Source organism: Enterobacteriaceae endosymbiont of Plateumaris rustica, assembly GCF_012562965.1.
GTDB lineage: Bacteria > Pseudomonadota > Gammaproteobacteria > Enterobacterales > Enterobacteriaceae.
In genome coordinates this window covers 104,534-131,164 of sequence record NZ_CP046228.1, presented here as the reverse complement: position 1 = coordinate 131,164, position 26,631 = coordinate 104,534, and the positions used below count along the sequence as shown (strand labels likewise).

The following is a 26,631-nucleotide window of genomic DNA, read 5'->3' as shown; positions in this document are numbered from 1 at the left end:
TTAATATCGTCAATACTTTTATTTATATTTTTAAAATTAATTCCATAAATGGAAACCACATTTATTTTTAATAAAAGTTAATTTTAATTTATGTAATTTATTTTCTTTCTCAGTAGGATGTATTACTAATAATTTTCTTTTTATTATTTTTTTTTGAATAGTATTAATAGTATTATTTTTTTTAAATTCTAGTAAAAATGAATTTTGAATACTAGTCATAGATAAAAAAACATTAGCTAAAAGTTTTGCGTCTAATAAAGCTCCATGTTTATTACGATTACTTTTATCAATATTAAAACGTGTACATAAAGAATTTAAAGAATTACGTTTACCAGGAAATAATTTACGAGATATTTTTAATGTATCTATTACAGAACACATATTTTCTATTTTAAGAATATTTTTTTTTAATAAGGAGAATTCATAATTTAAAAAATCAATATCAAATTGAGCATTATGAATAATTAATTCGGAATTTTTTATATAATCTAAAAAATTATCTATAATTTGATTAAATGTAGGTTTATTAGATAAAAATTTATTACTAATACCATGAATATTTAATGCTTCCAAACTTATTATTTTTTTAGGATTAATATAAACATGGAAATTATTTCCAGTAATACGACGATTTATTATTTCTACTCCACCTATTTCTACAATACGATGTCCTTTATAATATGGAGGATAAGAATTTATTCCCGTTGTTTCTGTATCTAAAACTATTTGACGAAAATTTAATTTATTCATAATTTAATTAAAATATATTTATAAATTTTATATAGAGAATCAATATATGTACAAAAACATAAAAATTTTTACTGATGGTTCTTGTATTTATAATCCTGGACCTGGAGGATATGCTGCTATAATTAAATATCATACATATGAAAAAATTTTTACCCAAGGTTTTTTTTTTACTACAAATAATAGAATGGAATTAATGGCTTCTATTATAGCATTAGAATCTTTAAAAAGATATTTTAACATAAATATTATAACGGATAGTAAATATTTAAAAAAAGGTATAACTATTTGGATAAATAATTGGAAAAAATATGGATGGATATGTTCTAATAAAAAACCAGTAAAAAATATTGATTTATGGAAAAGATTAGATTTAGCATTAATTAATCATAATATTAAATGGTATTGGATTAAGGGACATAATGGAAATATTAAAAATGAAAAATGTGATCAATTAGCTCGTTTTTCTGCTCAAAATCCTCAATATGAAGATATTGGATATATGAATATAATAAAAAAATAATAAATTATTCATTTAAATAAAAAAAATAGTTGTTATTTTTTAATAAATTATTTAGGTTAGTTAAATATATTTAATCAATTATTATTGATAAATTTAAAATTAATATTCATTAATATATTTTAAATTAAATTTTATTTTTATAATAAATAATTGATATATTTAAAATAAAAAAACTTAAAACATTCTAATAAAATACAAAAAAGGATGATAAGTCATGTTAGATAACAATCGTTTACGCATAGCTATACAAAAATCTGGTCGTTTAAGTGATGATTCTCGTGAATTATTAAAGAAATGTGGTATTAAAATTAATTTAGAACAACAAAGGTTAATAGCTTTTGCGGAAAATATGCCGATTGATATCTTGATGGTACGTGATGATGATATACCAGGATTAATAATGGAAAAAGTTGTAGATTTAGGAATTATAGGAGAAAATGTTTTAGAAGAAGAAGTTTTAACTCGTAATTCTAGAGGAGAAAATGCTAATTATTTAACATTACGTAGATTAGATTTTGGTGTATGTAGATTATCGATAGCAATACCTATTAATGAAAAATATATAGGTCTTAAATATTTACAAAATACACGTATTGCTACATCATATCCTAATTTACTAAAGAGATATCTTGATAATTATGGAATAAAATTTAAATCTTGTATGTTGAATGGATCAGTAGAATTAGCACCTAGAGTAGGTTTAGCAGATGCCATATGTGATTTAGTTTCTACTGGAGCTACATTAGAAGCAAATGGTGTAAAAGAAGTAGAAGTAATATATACTTCTAAAGCATGTCTTATACAACGTTATGGAAATATAATAAGTATTAAACAAAAATTAATTAATAAGTTATTAACTCGTATTAAAGGAGTAATTAAAGCTAGAGAATCAAAATATATTATGTTACATATACCTAATGAAAAATTAAAAGATATAATTGCTTTATTACCTGGAGCAGAACATCCAACAATATTACCTTTAGCTGGAGAAAATAATAAAGTTGCTATGCATATGGTAAGTAGTGAAACATTATTTTGGGAAACCATGGAAAAATTAAAATTACTTGGTGCTAGCTCAATTTTAGTTTTACCTATTGAAAAAATGATGGAGTAAAAATGAATTTTTTTAAAAATGTCATTTATTGGAATTTATGTGATCAAAATCAAAAAAAAAAGATATTAACAAGACCAGTAATATTTCTAGATAAAAATATAAAAAAAGAAGTATCAAATATTATACATAAAGTTAAACAAGAAGGTGATAATGCTTTAGAATATTATAATTTATTATTTGATAAAGTTAAAATTAAAACGTTAGAAATTTCTATTGAAAAAATTAATAATGCTAAATTAAATATTAAACAAGATATTAAAAATGCAATTAATAATGCTTATTATAATATAAATAAATTTCATTCTTATCAAATATATAAAACAAAAAAAATAGAAACAACATCTGGAGTATATTGTCAACAAATTTTTCGTCCTATTAATTCTATAGGATTATATGTTCCTGGAGGAACAGCACCATTATTTTCTACAGTATTAATGTTAGGAATTCCTGCTCAATTAGCATTATGTAAAAATATTGTAATGTGTACTCCAGCACCTATATCTAATGAAATATTATATACTGCTAATTTATGTAAAATTAAAAAAATTTTTCAAATTGGTGGTGCTCAAGCTATAGCAGCTATGGCTTTTGGAACAAATTCTATACCAAAGGTAAATAAAATTTTTGGACCAGGAAATGCATTTGTTACTGAAGCTAAAAAACAAATTAACAATCAAAAAGAAAATATATCTATAGATATGCCTGCAGGACCGTCTGAATTAATAATAATAGCTGATAAATTTGCGTATTCTCATTTTATTATAGCTGATTTAATTTCTCAAGCAGAACATGGAGTTGATTCTCAAGTTATTTTACTTACTACAGAAGAAAAAATAGCTAAAGAAGTAATTAATGGTATTAATAATCAAATTATAAATTTACCTAGAAAAGATATAATAATAAAATCTCTTAACAATAGTTACATTATAATTACAAAAGATATTGATCAATGTATACAGATATCAAATAAATATTCTCCTGAACATTTAATAATTCAATGTAATGAATATGAAAAAATATTACCTAAAATTATGAATGCTGGATCAATATTTTTAGGTAATTGGGCTCCTGGGTCAGTTGGAGATTATGCATCAGGAACTAATCATGTATTACCTACATATGGATATGCTTTAACTTATTCTAGTTTAGGAGTTTCTGATTTTCAAAAAAGTATGACAGTTCAAGAATTAACTCCTCAAGGATTATTAAACATATCTAATACAGTTGAAATTATGTCAACAACAGAAAAATTAATAGGTCATAAAAATTCAGTTACACTAAGAAGTGAATTTATTAAAAAAAAATTACTTTTGAATAAAAATAATGATAAATATAAAAATAATATAAATAAAATAGCTAAAAAAAATATTATTAATTTAATACCTTATCAATCTGCAAGATTATTAGATAATAGTAGATTTGATCATATTTTATTAAATGCTAATGAATCTCCAATAACACCTATTTTTAAACTTATTAAAAATACATTTAATAGGTATCCAGAACCTCAACCTAAAAGATTAATTAAAAATTACAGTAATTATTGTGGTATAAATGTTGATAATATATTAGTAAGTCGTGGTGCAGATGAAGGAATAGATTTATTAATGCGTACATTTTGTAATTATAAAAGTGATAAAATATTATTCTGTCCACCTACATATGGTATGTATTATATAAATGCAAAAATTTTAGGTATAAAAATTAATGCTGTTAAAAGTTTAGAAAATTGGCAATTAGATTTAAATACAATAAAAAAAACATTAGATAATGTTAAAATTATTTATATTTGTAATCCTAATAATCCTACTGGAAATTTAATTAATCAAAATGATATAATTGAATTATTAGAAATTACACAAGGAAAGTCTATTGTTGTTATTGATGAAGCATATATAGAATTTTGTATAACTTATACAATAGTACATTTAATAGAAAAATATTCTAATTTAGTTGTTTTAAGAACCTTATCTAAAGCATTTTCTTTAGCTGGATTACGTTGTGGATTTGTTTTAGCAAATAAAGAAATTATTAATTTATTATTAAAAGTTATTGCACCTTATCCTATCCCAGAACCTGTATCAGATATAGCAGTACAAGCATTAAATCGTAAAAATTTGATTTTAATGCATAATAATATTAATAAATTAATGAATAATAAATTATGGTTAATTAAAAATTTAAAAAAATGTCATGTTGTAAAAAATATTTTTCCTAGTCAAACTAATTATGTTTTAACTAAATTTTTTAAATCTAATTATATTTTTAAAAAATTATCACAAAAAGGAATAATAGTAAGAAATCAAGATCATAATATAGGATTATCTAATTGTTTAAGAATTTCTGTAGGAACTGATTATGAATCAACAAAATTAATTTCTGTTTTACAAGAATTATCTTCTTATTAAAGGAAATATATAAATGCTTAATAAAGTACTATTTATTGATAGAGATGGAACTTTAATTTCAGAACCTGAGGATAATCATCAAATTGATAATATTAATAAATTAATTTTTGAACCATATGTTATTATTGCTTTATCAAAATTAATAAAATTTTCTTATTCTCTAGTAATAATTACTAATCAAGATGGATTAGGATCAGAAAAATTTCCTAAAAAATCCTTTGATATTCCTCATAATTTTATGATTAATATCTTTAAATCTCAAGGTATAGAGTTTAAAGATATTTTTATATGTCCACATTATTTTAATGATAATTGTATATGCAGAAAACCTAAAGTGACTATGTTAAAATCGTATTTAGATGATACTTTAGATAAAAAAAATAGTTATGTAATAGGAGATCGTTTAACTGATATAGAATTATCTAAAAATATAGGAATTAAAGGTATTTTATATGATAAAAATAAATATAATTGGAAAAATATTTTATTAAAATTAACAAAAAATAATAGATATGCAATAGTAAAAAAAAATACAAAAGAAACTTCAGTTTTAGTAGAATTATGGTTAGATAAAAGAGGTAAGAGTTCTATTAATACTGGTATTAATTTTTTTGATCATATGTTAGAGCAGATAGCTATACATGGAGATTTTATTTTAAATATTAATGTAAAAGGAGATTTACATATTGATGATCATCATACTGTAGAAGATACAGCATTAACATTAGGATCAGCTTTATTAAAAGCTTTAAATCATAAAAAAGGAATTAATAGATTTGGTTTTTTATTACCTATGGATGATTCATTAGCTGAATGTGCTATTGATCTTTCTGGTAGACCTTATTTACAATACTATGCTATATTTAATAATAAAAAAATTGGTGATTTTAATACTGAAATGGTTAAACATTTTTTTTATTCTTTATCATATTCAATGTTATGTAATATATATTTGAAAGTAAAAGGAGATAATGATCATCATAAAATTGAAAGTTTATTTAAAGCTTTTGGTAAATCATTGAAGCAAGCAATTAATATTATTAATGACAAAATTCCTAGTTCTAAAGGAATAATATAATGAATATTGTTATTATAAATACATCTTGTGGAAATTTTTATTCTTTAAAATATACTATTAAAAAAATTGGATTTTATTCAAAAATTACTAATGATCCAGATATAATTTTAAATGCTGATAAAATTTTTTTACCAGGAGTAGGATCAATAAAATCAGCAATGAATAAATTAAAAAAAGATAATTTATTAAATCTTTTAAAATTTTGTAAAAAAGATATATTAGGTATTTGTTTAGGAATGCAATTATTAGGAAAATATAGTCAAGAAAATAAAGGAGTTTATACTTTAGGAATATTTGATGTAAAAGTAAATTTAATAAATAATAAATTATTACCTATACCTCATATGGGATGGAATACAGTTAATTATAATAAAAACCATTTACTTTTTAAAAATATTAAACAAAATTCTTATTTTTATTTTGCTCATAGTTATGCTATGAATATTAATAATTATACAATTGCTTATTGTAATTATGTTCAATTATTTAGTGCTGTTATCCAAAAAAATAATTTTTTTGGAGTACAATTTCATCCAGAACGTTCTGGAATAAATGGAATTCAATTAATTAAAAATTTTTTAGAAATGTAAATATATGATAATTCCAGCAATAGATTTAATAAATGGGAAAGTTGTAAGATTATTAAAAGGAAAATTTGATTCTAAACATGAATATTTTTTTAATCCCTTATTTTATATAAATCATTATATTAATAATGGAGCAAAAAAAATACATATAGTAGATTTAGATGGTGCTAAAAATCCCAAAAAAAAACAAATTAGTTTATTTAAAAATATATTATCTAATATTAAAATACCATTGCAGATAGGTGGTGGTATTAGAGAACAAAAAGATATTGACTTTTTATTTAATTTATCATCTATATCACAAATTATTATAGGATCTTCTGCAATTCAAAATTTTAGAAAGGTAAAAAAATGGTTTAAAATATATAGTCCTGATAAAATTATTTTAGCTTTTGATATAAAAATTGATGTCAATAAACAAAAAATAATATTTATTAATGGATGGCAAAATAATAGTGATGTTAATTTAGAATTAATAATGAAAAAATTTATTAATATTGGATTAAAAAATGTTTTATGTACTGATATTTCTAGAGATGGTACTATGTTAGGTCCTAATATAGACTTATATAATGATATTACTAAAAAATATCCTAACATATCTTTTCAGGCATCAGGTGGTATTCATTCTCTAAATGATATAAATAATTTAAAACATAGTGGTGTAAAAGATATTATTATAGGTAAAGCATTTTTAGAAAATAAATTTACTTTTAAAGAGGCTAATTCATGTTAGCAAAAAGAATTATTCCATGTTTAGATGTATATAATGAAAAAGTAGTTAAAGGAGTCAAATTTAAAAATCATAAAGTTATTGGTGATATTTTAAGTTTAGCTAAAAAATATTCTCAAGATGGTGCAGATGAATTAGTATTTTATGATATTACAGCTTCTATTTACAATAGATCAATTAATAAAAATTGGATATCACAGATTGCAAAAATAATTAATATACCATTTTGTGTTGCAGGAGGAATTAAATCAATAGATGATGCATCAAAAATATTATTTTTAGGAGCTGAAAAAATATCTATTAATTCTCCTGCTTTAGAAAATCCAAATTTAATAACTCAATTATCTAAATATTTTGGTAAGCAATGTGTAGTTATAGGAATTGATTCATGGTATAATAAAAAAGAAAAAAAATATTATGTTTATAAATATACAGGAGATCAAAAATACACTAAAATTACAAATTGGGAAACATCAGAATGGATAAAAATGGTACAAAAATTAGGAGCTGGAGAAATTGTATTAAATATGATGAATCAAGATGGTGTATTAAATGGTTATGATTTAATTCAATTAAAAAAAATGAGAAAAATTTGTAAAATACCTTTAATTGCTTCAGGAGGTGCTGGATGTGAAAATCATTTTTATCAAATATTTAATAAAGATATTAATGTTGATGGAGCATTAGCAGCATCTGTATTTCATAAAAATATAATTAATATTCAAAAATTAAAAAATTTTTTAATAAAAAAAAATATAGAGATAAGAAGATGAATATTGATATAAATAAGTTAAGTCAACTAAATTGGAAAAAAACACATGGATTAATACCAGCTATTATACAACATAAAATTTCTGGTCAAATATTAATGCATGGTTTTGTAAATAAAGAAGCTTTACAAAAAACACTAGAACTCAAAAAAGTTACTTTTTTTTCTCGTATAAAAAATCGTTTATGGACAAAAGGAGAAACAACTGGTAATTTTCTTTATGTTAATAACATTATTACAGATTGTGATAAAGATAGTCTATTAATTTTAGTAAATTCTGTAAATAAAACTTGTCATTTAAATGTTAATAGTTGTTTTAAAAATAATATAATACCTAGATATACTTTTTTATATTATTTAGAAAATTTATTAGAAAAAAGAAAAAACGACAAAATTAAAAATTCTTATACTAATGCTTTATATAAAAGTGGTACAAAAAGAATATCTCAAAAAGTTGGTGAAGAAGCTATAGAAACTATATTAGCTGCTAACTATAATATTTCTCAAGAAATTATCGATGAAACATCTGATTTAATATATCATTTATTAGTTTTATTAAAAAATAAAAACATTAATTTTAGTGATATTATTAAAAATTTACAAATAAGAAATAAAAATAAATATTAAAAATAATTTTTACTTTAATAAAAATTTTTTATATTAATAATATTTGTTAATATTATAATATATATCTACTAATATCTTCATTTAAAATTAATGTATCTAGATGTTTACTAACATAATGTTTATCTATAGTAATAGATTTATCATTGTATTCACTAGCATCATAAGAAATATCAGACATCAAATGTTCTAAAACAGTGTGTAATCTTCTAGCTCCTATATTTTCTGTAGTTTCATTTACTTTCCAAGCAGATTCAGCTATACGTTTAATACCATCTTGTGTAAAAATAATATTTACTTTTTCAGTAGCTAATAATGCTTTATATTGAACTGTTATAGATGCATTTGGTTCTGTTAAAATTCTCTCAAAATCATGAGTAGTTAATGCTTTTAATTCAACTCTAATAGGCAATCTACCTTGTAATTCAGGAATTAAATCCGAAGGTTTAGATGTTTGAAAAGATCCTGAAGCAATAAATAATATATGATCTGTTTTTACCATTCCATGTTTTGTTGATACTGTACATCCTTCAACTAAAGGTAATAAATCACGTTGTACACCCTCTCTAGAAATATCAGAAGATATATTATTACTTCTTCTACAAATTTTATCTATTTCATCTAAAAAAACAATTCCATGTTGTTCTACTGCTTCTATAGCTCTATGTTTTATTTCTTCATTATTAACTAATTTATTTGCTTCTTCTTCTATTAATAATCTAATAGCATTTTTAATTGTTAATTTACGTTTTTTTTGTTTACTACCACTAAAATTTTGAAATAATGATTGTAATTGACTAGTCATTTCTTCCATTCCTGGTGGTGCCATTATTTCAATTCCCATAGGAGTAGTAGATAGATTAATTTCAATTTCTTGATTATTTAATTCACCATTTCTTAAACTTTTACGTAATTGTTGTCTATTAGATAAGATATTATTATTTTCTTTATTCCAATCAATTTTATAATTAGGCATGAGTACATCAAGAATACGTTCTTCAGCCATTTCTTTTGCTCTATAACAATTTTTTTTAAATTCTTGCATACGAATCATTTTAATAGCAGAATCTGTTAAATCACGAATAATAGAATCTACTTCTTTACCAACATAACCAACTTCAGTAAATTTTGTTGCTTCAACTTTAATAAAAGGTGCATTAGCTAATTTTGCTAAACGACGAGCAATTTCTGTTTTTCCAACACCAGTTGGTCCTATCATTAAAATATTTTTAGGAGTAATTTCTTGCCTTAAATTTTCATCAAGTTGCATTCGTCGCCAACGATTTCTTAATGCTATAGCTACTGCTTTTTTTGCACTATCTTGACCTATAATGAATTTATTTAATTCATCAACAATTTCACGTGGAGTCATTTCAGACATAATGAGCATTTTCCTCATGCTTATTTAGATAATAATTTTTCAATAGTAAAATTATGATTAGTATATATACAAATATCTCCTGCTATATTCAATGATTTTTTTACTATCTCATATGCACTTAAATTAGTATTTTCAAATAAAGCTTTTGCAGATGCTTGTGCATATGGACCTCCAGAACCTATTGCAACTATATCATTTTCAGGTTGAACAACATCTCCACTTCCTGTAATTATTAGTGAAGTTATTTTATCTACAATAACTAATAATGCTTCTAATTTACGAAGTAAACGATCTGTTCTCCAATCTTTTGCTAATTCTACTGCTGATTTTGTTAAATTACCTTGATACATTTCTAATTTTTGTTCAAATAATTCAAATAAAGTAAAAGCATCAGCAGTACCTCCTGCAAAACCAGCTATTACTTTATCATTATATAACTTGCGAATTTTTTTCACATTTCCTTTCATTATTATATTTCCAAGAGTAGCTTGTCCATCACCACCAATAACAACATATCCATTTTTTCTTACACTAACAATAGTTGTCATAAAATATCTTTAATTATTTGAATAATAAATTAATTTTAATTATTAGAAAGAGTTTAATTTTTATTAATAAAATTTTTTATTATAATTAAAATATAAAAAATATATTAATGTACTTTGATATTTTTAATTTTATAAATTGACAATATATATTAAATTAATATATAAATATTTTATTTTAATAAAAAATAATTAAAATTATTATTTTAAAATAAACAATAATTATTATAACATAAATTTTATTTAAAACAATAATTTTATATTATCACTTAATTATAAGTAGTAGTTAATAATGTATAAAAATATTTTAGTAATTGATACTTCTAATAAATATTGTTCTGTAACAATATTTAAAGAAAATAAAATTTTTAATATAAAAAAACATTGTCCTAATAAACATACAAAATATATATTTTTAATAATAAATGATATTTTAAAAAATTCGAAAATAATATTAACAGATATTGATTTATTAGTTTATAATTCAGGACCAGGAAATTTTTCTAGTATGAGAGTTGGTATTACAGTTATTGAAGGATTATCATATTCTTTAAATATTACTAAAATTGGATTATCACATTTAATGATGATAGCTGAAGAAGCATGGATACAAACCGGAATTAAAAATATTATAACAACAATTAAATGTAATAAAGTAAATATATATTTTGCTTTATATAAAAAAAATAAAAATGGATTATGGATTGGTAAAAATAGTGAATGTATATTAGATAAAAATGATTTAATTAAAAAAATATCAAAATTAAAAGGAAAATGGATATTAGTTTCTCATATTAATGAAATTTTTAATCATACAACAATAAATTTATTAAATAAAAATTTACAATTACAATTTATACAAAATTTATCTATATCATCTAAATCTATTATTAATATTATTAAAATTTTAGTATTAAATAATAAAAAAATATATAATAATATTAATTATATTAATAATATTTTTTAATATTATAACTAAATTTTCAAAATTAAATTTTAAATAACATTTAAACTTATAACTTTATTTATAAAAGTATAATTTATTAATTTAGTAATTAATTTTTAACTTAAACGTATAATAATTATAAAAAAAAGATTTTATTATGAATAATCCATTAAAATTAGATTTATTATCTTATAGATTTAGAGGATTTTATCCTGTTGTTATTGATATAGAAACTTCAGGTTTCAATCCTAAAGACAATGCTATATTAGAAATAGGTTTAATTACTCTTAAAATGAATAATGGATGGTTAGAAAAAAATGAAATTTTACATTTTCATATTATTCCATTTAAAGGTTCATATATATCAGCTGAAGCTTTAGCTTTTAATAAAATTAATATAGATTCTCCTTTAAGAGGAGCTGTAACTGAAAATACGGCATTTAATATTATATTTAATAAAATTTATAATGAATTAAAAAAAAATAAATGCAAAAAAGCAGTAATTGTAGGACATAATGCTAATTTTGATCATAGTTTTATAATGGAAGCTTCAAAACGTATTAAATTAAAATGTAATAATCCATTTCATCATTTTATTACTTTCGATACAACATCTATGAGTGGATTATTATTAGGACAAACTGTATTGGCTAAATCTTGTCATGCTTTAGGTATATCTTTTGATAATAACCAAGCACATTCAGCATTATATGATACAGAACGAACAGCTGAATTATTTTGTAAATTAGTAAATAAATGGAAACAAATAGGGGGGTGGCCACCTATAATAAAATATAAAAATTAATGGATAATTAATTATTATTTTTAATTAAAATATTATCTAATTCTTTATTACAATACATATTGTATAGAATATCATAACCTCCTATCAATTTTCCATTAACCCATAACTGTGGAAAAGTTGGCCAATTAGCATATTTAGGTAAATATTTTCTTATATCTGGATTATTTAAAACATTAATATAAACAAATTTTATTTTATATGACATTAAAATTTTTACAGTTTTATCTGAAAAACCACATTTTGGATTTCTAGGTGATCCTTTCATATATAAAATAATAGGATTATTAGATATTTGTTTTTTAATTTTTTCAAATATTTTCATATAAATATACTCTATATTTGTTGTTTTTAATTATATTGTATTTAAAATTAAATCTAAATAACATTTCTATTATATTATAGAATTTATTAATATAAAAGTAAATATATAAAAAATATAAAAATAAATTTTTATTTAAATAACATTTAAAAAAATATTTTTAAAATAAACAGCTTTATTAGATTACATGAATTTTAAAAATTAAAGGTATATGTGTGCAAAAATATTTTATAGAAACAAAAAAGTTATTTAATCTTGCTATTCCTGTTCTTTTTGCACAAATAGCTCAAATTTCTATAGGATTTATCAATACTATAATGATAGGAGCTTTTAGTACTACAGATATGGCAGCAATATCTATTGGAACTTCAATATGGTTACCTATAATATTATTAGGACATGGAATATTATTATCTCTAATACCTATTATTTCTCAATTAAATGGTTCGGGAAATCGTATTCATATAGGAAATCAGATTAAACAAGCATATTTATTAGTAATAATTATATCAATATTAATTATGTTTTTTTTATATAATATTGGTTATTTTCTTACATTTATACCAAATATTAATAAATTACTAATATTAAAATCTGATAATTATTTAAAAATCATTTTATGGAATACACCTGGATATTTATTTTTTCAAGTTTTACGTTGTAAATGTGAAGGTTTATCATTAACAAGACCTTGTATGATTATTGGTTTTATTGGTTTATTATTATTTATTCCTTTGAATTATATTTTAATATATGGTTATTGGATTCTACCTAAATTAGGAGGTATAGGTAGTGGTTTTTCTATAATAATAATATATTGGATAATGTTTTTTATTATAAAATTATGGATTTCTAATTCAATATATTTTCATGATATTAAAATAATTAATAGATTAAGTAAACCAAATAAAAATATATTATATCAATTTATTAAAATTGGATTTCCTATTGCTTTATCTATTTTTTTTGAAGTTACATTATTTACTTTAGTATCTTTATTTATATCCCCAATGGGTATAGAAAAAATTGCTAGTCATCAAATAGCTTTAAATTTTAGTTCATTAATATTTATTTTTCCTTTTGCTTTAAGTGTTGCTGTAACTATTAGAATAGGACATTGTTTAGGATTAGGACATAAAAAAAAAGCAATTATAATTAGTTGGAATGCTCAAATTATAGGTATAATTATATCTATAATTACTTCTTTTATTTGTATATTTTTTAGAAAAAATATTTCTTCTATATATAGTTCTAATAAAGAAATAATTTATTTATCTTCATATCTAATTTTATTATCAGGAATTTATCAAATTTCAGATTCTATTCAAGTAATAGGTTGCGGTATATTAAAAGGATATAAAGATACAATTGCTATTTTTCTTATTACTTTTTTTTCTTATTGGATTTTAGGTTTTCCTATTGGTTATATTTTATCAGTTACTAATTGGATTGTATCTTCCCCAATGGGACCTGCAGGATTTTGGATTGGTTTTATTATAGGTTTAACTACATCTGCTATATTAATAATATATCGTATTATAAACTTACAAAAACTTTTATATTAATTATTTTTATGATATTATTACTAAAATTTTATGCGTTCTTAGCTCAGTAGGTTAGAGTATCATTATGACATAATGATGGTCAGAGGTTCGAATCCTTTAGAACGCATAAATTATTTTTTATTAGTGTTATTAATAAATATTTTAAATTATAATTATATGAATCAAAAAAAAAGATTAAAAATATTAATTATTTTTAATGAATATTATACTCAACCTATATCCGAATTAATTTTTAATAATCCCTTTGAATTATTAGTATCTTTAATACTATCATCAAAAACTAATGATAAAAGAGTTAATTTAGTAACTAAAAAATTGTTTATTATCGCAAATAATCCATATAAAATGGTAAAATTAGGTATTTTAAAAATAAAAGAACATATTTTTCCTTTAGGATTATATAATAATAAATCTAAATACTTAATACAATTAAGTAATATTTTAATAAATTTACATAATGGTATTATTCCTAATAATAGAAAAGATCTAGAATCATTACCTGGTGTAGGTAGAAAAATTTCAAATATATTTTTAAATACCATTTTTAAAAAATTAGAGATTGCTGTGGATTCACATATATATAAATTCTGCAATCGTAGCAAATTTGTTATAGGTAAAAATACAAATGAAATAGAAAAAAAATTGTTACAAGTTGTTCCTAAAAAATATAAATTAAATTGTCATAATTGGTTTATATTACATAGTAAAACTATATGTAAGACTAAAAAACCATTATGTAACATTTGTATAATATCATATTTATGTGAATTTTCTTCTAAAAATATTAATAAAAATTAAATAATATTATTTCCAATATAATAAACAAAAATTTTTTTTACCTCTACGTAATAATGTAAAATGATTAAATATTTTATCTTTTTTCGTAAAATAATATAAAATACTTGAATTTTTTTTATTATTTATATAAATAGAATTAGATTCTATCATATTTTTTGCATGACTTCGAGAGTTGGCTAGTTTGCTTAATATTAAAATTTCTTGTAAAGAATAATTTTTATTTTCTAAAATAACATTATTAATTCCATTAACCAATAACATATCAAAATCATTTTTTGATAAATCATCTAATTTTTTATAAAAAATATTATTAGTAATTTTTTTAGCAGATTCTAATGCATTTTTACCATGAACTAAACAAGTCATATATTCAGCTAACATATTTTGAGCACTATTTTTTTTTATTGAATTCTTATTAGATTTTTGTAAATCTTTTATGGTATTAATTTCTATAGAAGTAAACATTTTTAAAAAATTATAAACTAAACTATCATTAATATTTAACCAAAATTGAAAAAAATTATATGGATTTGTCTTAAGAGGATCTAACCATATTGTTTTATTTTCTGTTTTACCAAATTTAGTACCATCATTTTTAGTAATTAATTTATTAGTTAAACCAAATACTTGTTTTTTATATATTTTTTTTACTAAATCAATTCCAGAAACTATATGTCCCCATTGATCTGATCCTCCTATCTGTAAAATTACATCAAAATATTTATTAAGATAAGTAAAATCGTAAGATTGTAATAAATTATATGAAAATTCAGTAAAAGAAATACCTTGTATATTTTTATTTATTCTATTTTTAATACATTCTTTATTCATCATTTGATTAATATAAAAATATTTACCTATTTTTTTTAAGAAAGATAATATATTCATTTTATTAAACCAATCATAGTTATTAACTATAATTGCACTATTATATCCACAATTAAAATCTAAAAAATACTTTAATTGTAAAGTAATTTTACTAATCCATTCATTTATTAAATAAATTGATTGTTTTTTTCTTTCTTGAGATTTAAAACTTGGATCACCTATTAATCCTGTTGCACCTCCTAATAAAATAATAGGTTTATGTCCTAATTTTTGAAAATATTTTAATGTAATTAATGGTATTAAATGACCAATATGTAAACTATCAGCAGTAGGATCAAAACCACAATATAAATTAATATTTTTTTTCATTATAATATTTTTTAAATTATTTTTATCTGTTATTTGATTAATAATATTACGATATTCTAATGTTTGTATTAAATCTATTTTATTATTTTTACTTATAACCATTAAATTATATCTCTTTTGTTATTTTAATATTTAAGTAAATAATTTATTGATAAAATAATTTTTCTATAGTATTTACAGCTATTTTAGTATATAAATCAACTTCAATATTAACATTTTGATTAATTTTTTTAATTACTAATGAGGTTAGTATCATTGTTTCTGGAATTAGATTAATACTAAATTGATCAATATAAACTTTATCTATCGTTAAACTAATACCATCTATACATATAAATCCTTTTTTCATAATATATTTCATTTGAGATTTTTGAAATGGTTTAAACCATATTGTTTTAGAATTAATATAATTTTTAATTTTAATTATTTTTGCAATTCCTGTAATATGTCCAGAAACTAAATGTCCACCAATAAAATCAATTAATCTTAAAGATTTTTCAATATTTAAATAATTTCCTTTTTCTAATTTTTTAAATGTAGTAATATCTAATGTATTTTTGATTATATCAAAAAATAATAAATTCTTATTTATTTTTTTTATAGTTAAACAACATCCATTATTTGAAATAGAATCTCCTTTTTTCAAATCAGAAATAAAATAATTAGGTATTTTTATTATCATATGTATAAAATTTTTTTCTTTAATTATTAACTTTATTATTGCTATACATTGAATAATTCCAGTAAACATAAATATAACTCTATTAATATTTATATTATATATAAATACAATATTATTTATTAATAGTAAATTAATTTAATATAATTTATTAAAATAAATAAAATATTAATTATATTTTAATCAAATTATTTTTTTAAATATTTAATGAAATATTATATAAAATTTTTTTAATTTTTTGACATGCTTGGAAAACTATAACTCGTTTAGCATTAATAAGTATAAATTTTCCTGTTTTTGGATTACGACCAGGTCTAGAGTTTTTATCACGTATTTCAAATTTACCAAATCCAGATAATTTTACTATTCTTTCTTTTAATAAAGCTTTTTTTAATTCTTCAAAAAATAAATATACTAAATATGTTGCATCTTTTTTATAAATTTTAATTTTTTTAACTAAATATCTAGAAATTTTTTTTTTAGTTAAAGTCATAATTTGTATCTCTTAATACAATATTAAATTTTTTTTTTAATTTATTTATACATAATTGTATAATATTATTAATTTCATGATCTTTTAATGTATGAATATTATCTTGTATAATAAAACTTATTGTAAAACTTTTATAACCTTTAGGAATACTTATTCCTTTATATACATCAAATAAATTTATATCAATAATCTGTTTTATTTTAGAATTTTTGCATTCCTCCATAATATTTATAAAAGGAATATTTTCTTTTACTATTAAAGAAATATCTCTACGATTTAATGGAAGATTTGATATTGTTTTAATCTCTTTTTTTACATGATGTAAAATTTCATTACATTCTAATTCAAATAAAATAGTGTTTTCATTAATACCTAAGTATGACTTAATATAAGGATTTATTACTCCAATATGTCCAATTAAAGTATTATTTAAATATATAGAAGATCCTTGATAAGGATGTAAAAAACTTATATTAGATATAGATCTAAATTCTATTTTATCTATTTTACCTAAAAAATGAAATATACATTCTATATCACCTTTTAAATCATAAAAATCCACATTTTTTTTAGATAAAGACCAATGTTCTTCATGTAATTTACCATTGATTATTCCTCCAAACATTAATTTTTGAGATATACCAAATTCTAATTTTTTATTTATTTTAAAACATAATCCACTTTCAAAAAAACGTAAAGATTTTTGTTGTCTATTTTGATTATAGATTATATTATTTATTAAACCACATAATAAAGAGGTACGCATAATAGACATTTCTATTGATATAGGATTATATAATTTAACAAATTTTTCTTTAGGAAACATTAAAGTTTGTATCTTAGGATTTATAAAACTATAGTTAATAACTTCATTATATCCTTTATTAATTAAAATATTTTTTATTTTTTTTAGATCATTAGATTTAAAAAATAAATTATTCTTATTAAGAATAAAATTTTCATTAATATTTTCAGTTAAATTTAATTTGATATGATTATCAGGAATATTATTATAACCATATATACGTATAATTTCTTCTATTATATCTGCTTCAATTTGTATATCATACCTCCAACTAGGTATTTGTAATATACAATTAATCTCTGTTTTTAATATTATTTTAAAACCTAATTTATTAATTATATCAAATATTTTTTTTATTTTTATAAAAAAACCTAATGTTTGTTCAATTTTTATATAATTTAATTTAATCTTTTTTAAATGTAAATAATTATTAATATAATTTTCTGTATTAATTACTTTAATCTGACTTCTTTCACCACCATATATTTTTAATATCAAATCTATAGTTCTTATAACTATTTTTTTTTGTATTAATGGATCTAATCCTCTTTCATAAAGATGTGAAAATAAATTAAATGTTTTATATTTATTAGATAATTTTTTCACTATATTAGGATCTAAAAAAAAACATTCTAATAAAATATTTTTTGTATTTACATTAATCATAAATTTTTTATTTTGTATTAAACTAGGAATAGATAATATATTTTTTTCATCTTTAATAATTAAAGTATTTTTTAATAAAGATATTTTATTATTAGTTTCATCAATTAAAGAATAATTATTAGTATTTTTATATTCTTCTATAAAAATATCACCTTTAATTTTATTAAAATCATAAAAATATACCGGATATCCTAATTCTAAATTTACATAATTGCTAATATTTAATAAAGGATTATTATTTGATATTAAAATTCCAGATTTTTGTAATCTTTCTTCTATTAAAAATGGTATTTCATTATGTAAATTAATATTTTGAATAATACAATAAAAATAATTTAAATTATATTTATTAGCATTTTTATTTATATAAACATTTATTTTATTATTATGTTTTTTTTTAGTTAAAGAAAATTTATAAGGGAAAGTAAATGAATAATTATTTTTTTTTATTTTAGTAAATAAGTCTCTTGCTATACCCATAACACTTAAACAATCAGAACGATTATATGGTATATTAATATGAAATATATTATCATTTAATTGTAAATATTTACAAGCATCTTGTCCTATTTTAATATTATTATTTAATTGAATTATATAATTTTTATTATCTTCATACAAATTACTTTTTAATCCTAACATTTTTTTAGAACATAGTAATCCTTCTGATTTTAATAAAAAATCAAATTTTTTATTTTTTATATTTTCTTTATATAAAGATGAATTTACAGTTGCAAAGATTATTTTTATTTTATTTTTACAATTAATTGCATTTGATTTTATTTTATATAATTTATTATTTCCTATATTTATAATCAAATTATAAATATTTTTATCATTATTAAACTGACAGTCAATAATTTGCCCTATAAATATATTATCTAATTTTTTTTTACAAAATTGAACAATTTTTTCTACTTCTAATCCTAACATTGTTAATTGTTCAGATAATAATTTATTATTATTATAAGGGATCCATTCTCGTAACCATAATTCACTTAATTTAATCATATTTTATTTGAATTGTTTAATGAAACGTATATCATTTTCAAAAAATAAACGAATATCATGAATATTATAACGTAACATAGCTAAACGTTCTACTCCAATACCAAAAGCACAACCAGAATAATTTAATAAATTAATATTATTACTTAATACATTAGGATGTACCATACCTGCTCCTAATACTTCAATCCATTTATTATTTTCTCTCATAATATCTACTTCTAAAGAAGGTTCAGTAAACGGAAAATAAGATGGTCTAAATCTAATTTTAAATTTTTTTTTAAAAAAATATTTTAAAAATAGGGATAATATTCCTTTTAATTTTAAAAAATTAATTTTATTATCTATTAATAATCCTTCTATTTGATGAAACATAGGAGTATGTTTTTTATCATAATCATTACGATATACTTTACCTGAAGTCAATATTCTTATAGGAGGATTTAAAATTTTCATAATTCTGATTTGCATATTAGAAGTTTGAGTACGTAATAAATATTTTTTATTTAACCAAAAAGTATCTTGTTCTGTTCGTGCAGGATGATTTTCTGATATATTTAATGCATCAAAATTATGATAAATATCTTCTATTTCTTGACTTGCTGTGATTTTAAATCCTAATTTTATAAAAAATTTTTCAATATCATTAATTACTATAGTTATAGGATGTTGATTACCTATTTTTATATATCTACCTGGAAGTGAAATATCAATTTTTTTATTTAAAACTTGAAATTTAATATCATTAAATTCTAATTTATTTTTTTGTTTTTTGATTAATTCTTTTATTTGTTTTTTTACGTTATTAATAATTATACTTTTTTTAATTTTCTCTTGTTTTGTTAGTTTTTTTAATAACAAAAATTGTGAAGATATATATCCTTTTTTTCCTAAATATTTTACTTTAAAAATATTTAATTTTTTAATATTATTAATCGAACTGATTTCTTTTTTTAAATTTATTATTATTTTATTAAGACCAGATATCATTTTTTAGATATTCTCATTAATAATTAATTAATTTTTATAAAATTCATTAATTTAATAAATGATTTTTTATCAGAAATAGCTAATTCAGAAAGAATTTTTCTATTAATATTAATATTAGATTTTTTAAATCGATTTATTAAATAACTATAAGAAATATTTTCTTGACGAGCAGCTGCATTAATTCTAGTAATCCACAACTGGCGGAATTTTCTTTTACGTTGACGTCTATCACGATAAGAATATTGTCCTGCTTTTATTACTGCTTGAAATGCAGATCTATATGTTCTTGATCTTGACCCATAATATCCTTTAGCTTGTTTAAGAATTTTTTTATGTTTTTTATGAGAAACTACACCTCGTTTAACTCTAACCATATAATTAAAATCTCCTAATTTTAATAATTTTTACTATAAATTTTATTATAAATAAGGTAAACAAGATACTAATGAATGTGAATCTCCTTTAAAAACTAATTTTTTTTTTCTTAAAAAACGTTTTTTCTTAGTTTTTTTTTTTGTTAAAAGATGTCTTAAATTAGCTTGTTTATGTTTGAATTTTCCAGAACTCGTTTTTTTAAAACGTTTAGCAGCACTACGTAATGTTTTAAGTTTAAACATATTTATGTTAATCCAAATATTGTGTTTAGAAAAAATAATATAATTTTAAAAAAACTTATATTGATAATATTGAATCATCATTTTTTTTTAGGTATTAATATCATTATCATTTGACGTCCTTCAATTTTTTTAGGAAAGTATTCAACTAAAGCTAAATGATTTAAGTCATTTTTTATTCTATTTAACATAGTAAATCCAATTTGTATATGTACCATTTCTCTACCTCTAAATCTAAGAGTTATTTTTATTTTATCTCCTTTTTCTAAAAAACGAATTAGACTACGTAATTTGACTTCATAATCCCCTTTATCTGTGTTTGGTCTAAATTTTATTTCTTTTAATTGAATAATTTTTTGTTTTTTCTTTTGTTTTTTTGATGTTTTATTTTTTATATATAAAAATTTACCATAGTTCATTATACGACATACAGGAGGATTTGAATTAGGACTAATTTCTACTAAATCTAATCCAATTTCTTTTGCTTTTATAATTGCATTTTTTAAATCAATAATACCAACTTGTTCACCTTTAAAATCTATTAATCTTATAATTTTAGTTTTAATATTTTCATTAATTTTATTAGGTCTAAGTTGTATTATTTTTTTTCCAATTTTAATATCCTATCTCCCCAATTGATGAATATCATAATTATTAATTTCTTTTTTTATTTTGCTAATAATATCATGAATTTTCATATTTCCCAAATCTTTACCAAAACAATCACGAATTGATACTGTATTGTTCTTTATCTCTTTATCTCCACATATTAAAATATAAGGTATATGTTGTATAGTATATTGTCTAATTTTAAAAGATATTTTTTCATTTTTTAAATCTGCTTGAACTCGAATATTATTTTTTTTTATTATTTCTAATAAATTCATAACATAGTTAATATGTTTATCATTTATATTAATTATAATAATCTGTAATGGAGCTAACCAAATAGGTAAATAACCAGAATATTCTTCTAGTAAAATACCAATAAATCTTTCTATAGAACCTAAAATAGCACGATGAATTATTACAGGTGTTTTATGAGTATTTTTAGAATCAATATAAAATAAACTTAAACATTTAGGTAATGTAAAATCTAATTGTATTGTACCACATTGCCATTCACGATTTAAACAATCAAAAAAAGAAAATTCTATTTTAGGTCCATAAAATGCTCCTTCTCCAATTTGATAATTAAAAGTTATATCTAATTTTTTTAAAACTGTAGCTAAATCTTTTTCAGTACGATCCCATATTTCATTATTTCCAATACGATTTTTAGGTCTTGTTGACAATTTTACTAAAAAATTTTTAAAACCAAAAATTTGATAAATTTCACGCATCATATTAATACAATTTTCTATTTCTATCGAAACTTGATTTTGAGTACAAAAAATATGAGCATCATCTTGAGTAAAACTACGTAATCGCATTAAACCATGTAAAGAACCTGATGGTTCATTTCTATGACAAATTCCAAATTCTGCAATTCTTAGAGGTAAATCTTTATATGACTTTAATCCTTGTTGAAAAATTTGTATATGTCCAGGACAATTCATAGGTTTAATACAATAATTTCTATTTTCAGAAAATGTATTAAATATTGCATCTTTATAAATTTTCCAATGTCCTGTATTTTTCCAAATAACACTATCTGTTATTAATGGTGTTTTTACTTCTTGATAATTATATTTTTGAAGTTTTATACGTAAAAATTTTTCTAATTCATTAAAAATAATATAACCATTATTATGCCAAAAAACCATTCCTGGTGATTCATTTTGAAAATGATATAAATTAAGTTTTTTTCCAAATGTTCTATGATCGATTGATAATAATTTGTTTTTATTTAATAATTTTATTTTTTTTTTTATTTTTTTATTATTAAATTTAGATAAATAATTATTTTGTTGCATTTTTTTCTTTTATATTAATTAATTTAACTTAATCAAATTTAAAATAATTAATTTATAATTTATTATATATATATTTTTTTATATTTTATATATCAGAAATTTATAATTTAAATAAATATAATAAAAATTATTAATTATTAAGGATTCATAATAATAATTATTATAGTGATATTTATTTATATAACAATAAAATTATTTTAATCTATAAAAAATTTTTGTAAAAATTAATATTAAATTTTTTGTCCATAAGTTATTCTTTCCTTACCATTGTAATCTAAACAAGTTTTTATATTTTTAAAATTTTTTTTTTGTAATATTTTTATAATTTGATTAGATTGATTAAATGCATGTTCTAAAATTATCCATCCAGAATTATTTAAATATTTAGTAGATTGTAAAATAATAGAATTAAAATTAGATAATCCATTATCTTCTGCTATTAAAGCAGATATTGGTTCAAATTTTATACTTTTTTCAAGAAGTAAATAATCTTTATATTTAATATAAGGAGGATTACTCACAATAATATCAAATTTTTTATTGTTTAAATTACTAAACCAATTACTTTGTATAAAATTAATATTATTAATAGATAATTTTTTTGCATTTTTTTTTGCAAAATTAATTAATTCCGGAATAATATCTATAGCGGTAATATTTAATTTATTAAATTCACTAGCTATAGCTAAAGCTATAGCTCCAGTTCCTGTTCCTAAGTCTAATATATTTTTTGTATCAAATCTAATTTTTTTTAATGTATGTTCCACTAAAATTTCAGTATCCGGTCTAGGAATAAAAGTTAATGATGAAACATTAATTTTTAATGACCAAAATTCACAAAAACCTAATATATAAGAAATTGGTTCACCATTTATTCTTCTTTTTAATAATTCCATTAATTTTTTTAATTGTATTATACTTAAATAATTTTCATAAAATTCATAAATCCAAAATTTAGATTTATTAAGAACAAAAGATAATAATATTTCTGATTCTATTCTAGGTAAAAATATTTTATTTTTTTTTAAAAAAATACTAGCATAAAATAACCATTTTTTAATTTTCATTTATTTTTGATACAGATAGTAATAGATCAGTATGATACTTATGTATAATATGTTCTATTAAAATATCTAATTTTCCATTCATAATTTCATCTAATCTATAAATTGTTAAATTAATTCGATGATCTGTTACTCTTTTTTGAATAAAATTATATGTTCTATTACGATCAGAACGATCTCCAGTTCCTAACAAATTTTTTCTTGTTAATGATACATTTTTATTTCTTTTAGCTATTTCTGCCGCATTAATTCTTGCTAATAATACTGATAAAGCTTTAGATTTATTTTTATGTTGAGATCTTTCATCTTGGCATTCTACAACAATTCCTGTAGGAATATGAGTAATACGAATAGCAGAGTCGGTTGTATTAACATGTTGTCCACCAGCTCCAGAAGAACGAAAAGTATCAATTTTTAAATCATTATTATTAATTTCTGGAATTTCAGATTTAGATAATTCTGGCATAACTGCTACAGTACATGTAGAAGTATGAATTCTTCCTTGAGATTCTGTTTCAGGTACTCTTTGTACTCTATGACCTCCTGATTCAAATCTTAATTTTCCATATACACCATTTCCAATTATTTTTAATATAATTTCTTTATATCCTCCATGATCACCGTAATGAACATTAATTATTTTAACTTTCCAACATTTAGATTCAGCATAACGAACATACATTCTATAAATATTTCCTACAAAAATAGCTGCCTCATTGCCTCCTGATCCTGCTCTAATTTCTAAAAAACAATTTTTATTGTTTTCATTATTATTTTTAGATAATAAATGAGTTTTAATTTCTTTTTCTATTTTTTGTTGTTTAATTTTAATATTTTTAATATCTTCTAATACTATAGAATATATTTCTTCATCAGATAATAATTCTTTATTATTAATTAATTCTAATTGTAATTTTTTCCATTCTATGAATGGTTTAATTATAATAGATAAATTAACATATTCTATTGAAAGAATACGTAAATTTTTTTGATCATTATATATTTTATAATTACTTAATTGTTTTTCAATATATATATAACGTTTATGTAATAAATTAAGTTGTTTAATAATAGAATGATTCATAAATTAAATTTTATTTACATTTTATTTAGAATATAATAAATAAATTAAATAATTAAATTATATTGATATAATAAATAAAAAATTTTTAAATAATTAAATTATATTAACAATAATATATCATATTATATATATGATATTTTTATATATCAAAAATATTTTAAAGAGTAATAAAATATAATTTTTAAAATTATTTTTAAAAAATTATTATAAGGAATATTTTATGTCTGATATGAAGTTATTTTCTGGAAATGCTATTCCAGAGTTAGCGAAAAAAATTGCAGATCATTTATATACTAATTTAGGAAAAGCATATGTAGGTAAATTTAGTGATGGAGAAATTTCTGTTCAAATAAATGAAAATGTTAGAGGAGATGATGTTTTTATAATTCAATCTACTTGTCATCCTACAAATGATAATTTAATTGAATTAATTATTATAGCTGATGCGTTAAGAAGAGCTTCTGCAGGAAGAATAACTGCAGTTATACCATATTTTGGATATTCAAGACAAGATCGTAGATTAAGATCTGCCAGAGTACCTATTACAGCAAAAGTTATAGCTGATTTTTTATCTGGTGTAGGAATAGATAGAGTTTTAACAGTAGATTTACATGCTGAACAAATTCAAGGATTTTTTGATATTCCTGTAGATAATGTTTTTAGTAGTTCTATTCTTATAGAAGATATGACAAAAATAATTTTACATAATCCAGTTATAGTATCTCCAGATATTGGAGGTGTAATACGTGCTAGAACAATAGCAACATCACTATTTAATGGTACTGATATGGCAATTATAGATAAAAGAAGATCTAAATCTAATATATCAGAAGTTATGCATATTATTGGAGATATCGTAAATAGAGATTGTATTTTAATAGATGATATCATTGATACAGGTGGAACTTTATGTCAAGCAGCAAAAGCATTAAAAAATAATGGTGCTAAACGTGTTTTTGCATATGCAACTCATCCAATTTTTTCTGGAAATGCTATAAATAACATTTCTAATTCTTTAATAGATGAGATTATCGTATGTGATACAATTCCATTATCAAATAAAATAAAAAAATTAAAAAACATAAGAAAATTAACTTTATCAGAAATGCTTGCAGAATCTATTCGTAGAATAAATAATGAAGAATCTATTTCTGTAATGTTTAAAAATTAATA

The 26,631-nt window shown here is 20.2% G+C and carries 28 protein-coding genes and 1 tRNA gene; 14 read left to right on the top strand and 15 right to left on the bottom strand.

The genetic code is table 11. The annotated features are described in order from the left end of the window. Positions 1-36: 36 nt before the first annotated feature. On the bottom strand, positions 37-750 hold the full coding sequence (gene dnaQ / locus GJT82_RS00655; RefSeq protein ID WP_168819222.1) for a DNA polymerase III subunit epsilon: 714 nt from the start codon (positions 748-750) through the stop codon (positions 37-39). A gap of 46 nt (positions 751-796) precedes the next feature. Here dnaQ and rnhA point away from each other — a divergent pair, with 46 nt between their 5' ends. The 8 genes from rnhA (at position 797) to hisIE (ending at position 8,586) form a co-directional block, all read left to right on the top strand. Next, complete coding sequence (gene rnhA, locus GJT82_RS00650; protein ID WP_168819220.1) at positions 797-1,270, top strand: ribonuclease HI; 474 nt, start codon at positions 797-799, stop codon at positions 1,268-1,270. Positions 1,271-1,484: 214 nt separating this feature from the next. Continuing rightward, entirely contained in the window at positions 1,485-2,384 is a 900-nt protein-coding gene (gene hisG, locus GJT82_RS00645) for an ATP phosphoribosyltransferase (protein ID WP_168819219.1), read from the top strand. 2 nt (positions 2,385-2,386) lie between these two features. After that, positions 2,387-4,792 carry a histidinol dehydrogenase gene (gene hisD, locus GJT82_RS02500; RefSeq protein ID WP_211080466.1) on the top strand — a complete coding sequence of 802 codons (2,406 nt, stop codon included), beginning with the start codon at positions 2,387-2,389 and terminating at the stop codon, positions 4,790-4,792. A 13-nt stretch (positions 4,793-4,805) separates the two neighbouring features. Continuing rightward, a complete protein-coding gene (hisB, locus tag GJT82_RS00635; RefSeq protein WP_168819217.1) occupies positions 4,806-5,870 on the top strand; it encodes a bifunctional histidinol-phosphatase/imidazoleglycerol-phosphate dehydratase HisB in 1,065 nt (354 codons plus the stop codon). Beyond that, positions 5,870-6,460, top strand: coding sequence for an imidazole glycerol phosphate synthase subunit HisH (hisH, locus tag GJT82_RS00630; protein ID WP_168819215.1), 591 nt, complete (start codon positions 5,870-5,872; stop codon positions 6,458-6,460). Before hisB ends, hisH begins: the two co-directional genes overlap by 1 nt. 4 nt (positions 6,461-6,464) lie before the next feature. Next, the gene (gene hisA, locus GJT82_RS00625) at positions 6,465-7,193 is read left to right on the top strand and encodes a 1-(5-phosphoribosyl)-5-[(5-phosphoribosylamino)methylideneamino]imidazole-4-carboxamide isomerase (protein WP_168819213.1); all 729 of its coding nucleotides are present in this window, start codon (positions 6,465-6,467) and stop codon (positions 7,191-7,193) included. Beyond that, the gene (gene hisF, locus GJT82_RS00620) at positions 7,187-7,963 is read left to right on the top strand and encodes an imidazole glycerol phosphate synthase subunit HisF (RefSeq protein WP_168819211.1); all 777 of its coding nucleotides are present in this window, start codon (positions 7,187-7,189) and stop codon (positions 7,961-7,963) included. Before hisA ends, hisF begins: the two co-directional genes overlap by 7 nt. Continuing rightward, positions 7,960-8,586, top strand: coding sequence for a bifunctional phosphoribosyl-AMP cyclohydrolase/phosphoribosyl-ATP diphosphatase HisIE (gene hisIE, locus GJT82_RS00615; RefSeq protein WP_168819209.1), 627 nt, complete (start codon positions 7,960-7,962; stop codon positions 8,584-8,586). The genes hisF and hisIE overlap by 4 nt, the downstream gene beginning before the upstream one ends. Before the next feature lie 52 nt (positions 8,587-8,638). On the opposite strand, the gene hslU is transcribed toward hisIE, so the two are convergent. Both hslU and hslV read right to left on the bottom strand, forming a co-directional pair. Next, positions 8,639-9,964: an ATP-dependent protease ATPase subunit HslU gene (gene hslU, locus GJT82_RS00610; protein WP_168819207.1), complete on the bottom strand. Its 1,326-nt coding sequence runs from the start codon at positions 9,962-9,964 to the stop codon at positions 8,639-8,641. 20 nt (positions 9,965-9,984) lie between these two features. Continuing rightward, on the bottom strand, positions 9,985-10,512 hold the full coding sequence (gene hslV, locus GJT82_RS00605) for an ATP-dependent protease subunit HslV (protein ID WP_168819205.1): 528 nt from the start codon (positions 10,510-10,512) through the stop codon (positions 9,985-9,987). A 289-nt stretch (positions 10,513-10,801) separates the two neighbouring features. Between hslV and tsaB the strand changes: the two genes are divergently transcribed. Continuing rightward, positions 10,802-11,476, top strand: coding sequence for a tRNA (adenosine(37)-N6)-threonylcarbamoyltransferase complex dimerization subunit type 1 TsaB (gene tsaB, locus GJT82_RS00600; RefSeq protein WP_168819203.1), 675 nt, complete (start codon positions 10,802-10,804; stop codon positions 11,474-11,476). 136 nt (positions 11,477-11,612) lie between these two features. Further along, entirely contained in the window at positions 11,613-12,260 is a 648-nt protein-coding gene (gene rnt, locus GJT82_RS00595) for a ribonuclease T (protein WP_168819201.1), read from the top strand. 7 nt (positions 12,261-12,267) lie between these two features. Here the strand turns inward: rnt and grxD are convergent, their stop codons facing one another. Continuing rightward, the gene (gene grxD, locus GJT82_RS00590) at positions 12,268-12,582 is read right to left on the bottom strand and encodes a Grx4 family monothiol glutaredoxin (protein ID WP_168819199.1); all 315 of its coding nucleotides are present in this window, start codon (positions 12,580-12,582) and stop codon (positions 12,268-12,270) included. Positions 12,583-12,794: 212 nt separating this feature from the next. Here grxD and GJT82_RS00585 point away from each other — a divergent pair, with 212 nt between their 5' ends. The 3 genes from GJT82_RS00585 to GJT82_RS00575 all read left to right on the top strand — a co-directional run bounded on the left by GJT82_RS00585 (position 12,795) and on the right by GJT82_RS00575 (position 14,942). Beyond that, the gene (locus GJT82_RS00585; protein ID WP_168819197.1) at positions 12,795-14,144 is read left to right on the top strand and encodes an MATE family efflux transporter; all 1,350 of its coding nucleotides are present in this window, start codon (positions 12,795-12,797) and stop codon (positions 14,142-14,144) included. A 32-nt stretch (positions 14,145-14,176) separates the two neighbouring features. After that, positions 14,177-14,250, top strand: a tRNA-Ser gene (locus tag GJT82_RS00580). 50 nt (positions 14,251-14,300) lie between these two features. After that, entirely contained in the window at positions 14,301-14,942 is a 642-nt protein-coding gene (locus GJT82_RS00575; protein WP_168820011.1) for an endonuclease III domain-containing protein, read from the top strand. Positions 14,943-14,948: 6 nt separating this feature from the next. On the opposite strand, the gene tyrS is transcribed toward GJT82_RS00575, so the two are convergent. The 11 genes from tyrS to prfA all read right to left on the bottom strand — a co-directional run bounded on the left by tyrS (position 14,949) and on the right by prfA (position 25,458). Beyond that, complete coding sequence (tyrS, locus tag GJT82_RS00570; protein WP_425482458.1) at positions 14,949-16,241, bottom strand: tyrosine--tRNA ligase; 1,293 nt, start codon at positions 16,239-16,241, stop codon at positions 14,949-14,951. A gap of 43 nt (positions 16,242-16,284) precedes the next feature. Continuing rightward, positions 16,285-16,890, bottom strand: a complete 606-nt coding sequence (locus GJT82_RS00565) for a riboflavin synthase subunit alpha (RefSeq protein ID WP_168819195.1) — start codon at positions 16,888-16,890, stop codon at positions 16,285-16,287. A 124-nt stretch (positions 16,891-17,014) separates the two neighbouring features. Continuing rightward, the gene (locus tag GJT82_RS00560) at positions 17,015-17,311 is read right to left on the bottom strand and encodes an HU family DNA-binding protein (RefSeq protein ID WP_168819193.1); all 297 of its coding nucleotides are present in this window, start codon (positions 17,309-17,311) and stop codon (positions 17,015-17,017) included. Then, on the bottom strand, positions 17,298-19,793 hold the full coding sequence (gene pheT, locus GJT82_RS00555; protein WP_168819191.1) for a phenylalanine--tRNA ligase subunit beta: 2,496 nt from the start codon (positions 19,791-19,793) through the stop codon (positions 17,298-17,300). Before pheT ends, GJT82_RS00560 begins: the two co-directional genes overlap by 14 nt. A 3-nt stretch (positions 19,794-19,796) precedes the next feature. Continuing rightward, entirely contained in the window at positions 19,797-20,777 is a 981-nt protein-coding gene (pheS, locus tag GJT82_RS00550; protein ID WP_211080467.1) for a phenylalanine--tRNA ligase subunit alpha, read from the bottom strand. Between the two features lie 26 nt (positions 20,778-20,803). Further along, positions 20,804-21,154 (bottom strand): 50S ribosomal protein L20, encoded by a 351-nt coding sequence (gene rplT / locus GJT82_RS00545; protein ID WP_168819187.1) that lies wholly within the window; start codon positions 21,152-21,154, stop codon positions 20,804-20,806. A 45-nt stretch (positions 21,155-21,199) separates the two neighbouring features. Then, positions 21,200-21,397: a 50S ribosomal protein L35 gene (gene rpmI, locus GJT82_RS00540; protein ID WP_168819185.1), complete on the bottom strand. Its 198-nt coding sequence runs from the start codon at positions 21,395-21,397 to the stop codon at positions 21,200-21,202. Between the two features lie 77 nt (positions 21,398-21,474). Then, positions 21,475-22,014, bottom strand: a complete 540-nt coding sequence (gene infC, locus GJT82_RS00535; protein WP_168820007.1) for a translation initiation factor IF-3 — start codon at positions 22,012-22,014, stop codon at positions 21,475-21,477. Positions 22,015-22,017: 3 nt separating this feature from the next. Further along, entirely contained in the window at positions 22,018-23,310 is a 1,293-nt protein-coding gene (gene thrS, locus GJT82_RS00530) for a threonine--tRNA ligase (protein ID WP_168819183.1), read from the bottom strand. Between the two features lie 230 nt (positions 23,311-23,540). Continuing rightward, a complete protein-coding gene (gene prmC, locus GJT82_RS00525; protein WP_168819181.1) occupies positions 23,541-24,377 on the bottom strand; it encodes a peptide chain release factor N(5)-glutamine methyltransferase in 837 nt (278 codons plus the stop codon). Continuing rightward, a complete protein-coding gene (gene prfA, locus GJT82_RS00520; protein WP_168819179.1) occupies positions 24,367-25,458 on the bottom strand; it encodes a peptide chain release factor 1 in 1,092 nt (363 codons plus the stop codon). The genes prmC and prfA overlap by 11 nt, the downstream gene beginning before the upstream one ends. 220 nt (positions 25,459-25,678) lie before the next feature. Here prfA and GJT82_RS00515 point away from each other — a divergent pair, with 220 nt between their 5' ends. Continuing rightward, positions 25,679-26,629, top strand: a complete 951-nt coding sequence (locus GJT82_RS00515; protein ID WP_168819177.1) for a ribose-phosphate pyrophosphokinase — start codon at positions 25,679-25,681, stop codon at positions 26,627-26,629. Positions 26,630-26,631 lie beyond the last annotated feature (2 nt).

Excerpts from the sequence above, each read along its gene's own strand:
- dnaQ (WP_168819222.1), bottom strand. The coding sequence starts at position 750 with ATGAATAAATTAAATTTTCGTCAAATAGTTTTAGATACAGAAACAACG.
- rnhA (WP_168819220.1), top strand. The coding sequence starts at position 797 with ATGTACAAAAACATAAAAATTTTTACTGATGGTTCTTGTATTTATAAT.
- hisG (WP_168819219.1), top strand. The coding sequence starts at position 1,485 with ATGTTAGATAACAATCGTTTACGCATAGCTATACAAAAATCTGGTCGT.
- hisD (WP_211080466.1), top strand. The coding sequence starts at position 2,387 with ATGAATTTTTTTAAAAATGTCATTTATTGGAATTTATGTGATCAAAAT.
- hisB (WP_168819217.1), top strand. The coding sequence starts at position 4,806 with ATGCTTAATAAAGTACTATTTATTGATAGAGATGGAACTTTAATTTCA.
- hisH (WP_168819215.1), top strand. The coding sequence starts at position 5,870 with ATGAATATTGTTATTATAAATACATCTTGTGGAAATTTTTATTCTTTA.
- hisA (WP_168819213.1), top strand. The coding sequence starts at position 6,465 with ATGATAATTCCAGCAATAGATTTAATAAATGGGAAAGTTGTAAGATTA.
- hisF (WP_168819211.1), top strand. The coding sequence starts at position 7,187 with ATGTTAGCAAAAAGAATTATTCCATGTTTAGATGTATATAATGAAAAA.
- hisIE (WP_168819209.1), top strand. The coding sequence starts at position 7,960 with ATGAATATTGATATAAATAAGTTAAGTCAACTAAATTGGAAAAAAACA.
- hslU (WP_168819207.1), bottom strand. The coding sequence starts at position 9,964 with ATGTCTGAAATGACTCCACGTGAAATTGTTGATGAATTAAATAAATTC.
- hslV (WP_168819205.1), bottom strand. The coding sequence starts at position 10,512 with ATGACAACTATTGTTAGTGTAAGAAAAAATGGATATGTTGTTATTGGT.
- tsaB (WP_168819203.1), top strand. The coding sequence starts at position 10,802 with ATGTATAAAAATATTTTAGTAATTGATACTTCTAATAAATATTGTTCT.
- rnt (WP_168819201.1), top strand. The coding sequence starts at position 11,613 with ATGAATAATCCATTAAAATTAGATTTATTATCTTATAGATTTAGAGGA.
- grxD (WP_168819199.1), bottom strand. The coding sequence starts at position 12,582 with ATGAAAATATTTGAAAAAATTAAAAAACAAATATCTAATAATCCTATT.
- GJT82_RS00575 (WP_168820011.1), top strand. The coding sequence starts at position 14,301 with ATGAATCAAAAAAAAAGATTAAAAATATTAATTATTTTTAATGAATAT.
- tyrS (WP_425482458.1), bottom strand. The coding sequence starts at position 16,241 with ATGGTTATAAGTAAAAATAATAAAATAGATTTAATACAAACATTAGAA.
- GJT82_RS00565 (WP_168819195.1), bottom strand. The coding sequence starts at position 16,890 with ATGTTTACTGGAATTATTCAATGTATAGCAATAATAAAGTTAATAATT.
- GJT82_RS00560 (WP_168819193.1), bottom strand. The coding sequence starts at position 17,311 with ATGACTTTAACTAAAAAAAAAATTTCTAGATATTTAGTTAAAAAAATT.
- pheT (WP_168819191.1), bottom strand. The coding sequence starts at position 19,793 with ATGATTAAATTAAGTGAATTATGGTTACGAGAATGGATCCCTTATAAT.
- rplT (WP_168819187.1), bottom strand. The coding sequence starts at position 21,154 with ATGGTTAGAGTTAAACGAGGTGTAGTTTCTCATAAAAAACATAAAAAA.
- rpmI (WP_168819185.1), bottom strand. The coding sequence starts at position 21,397 with ATGTTTAAACTTAAAACATTACGTAGTGCTGCTAAACGTTTTAAAAAA.
- thrS (WP_168819183.1), bottom strand. The coding sequence starts at position 23,310 with ATGCAACAAAATAATTATTTATCTAAATTTAATAATAAAAAAATAAAA.
- prmC (WP_168819181.1), bottom strand. The coding sequence starts at position 24,377 with ATGAAAATTAAAAAATGGTTATTTTATGCTAGTATTTTTTTAAAAAAA.
- prfA (WP_168819179.1), bottom strand. The coding sequence starts at position 25,458 with ATGAATCATTCTATTATTAAACAACTTAATTTATTACATAAACGTTAT.
- GJT82_RS00515 (WP_168819177.1), top strand. The coding sequence starts at position 25,679 with ATGTCTGATATGAAGTTATTTTCTGGAAATGCTATTCCAGAGTTAGCG.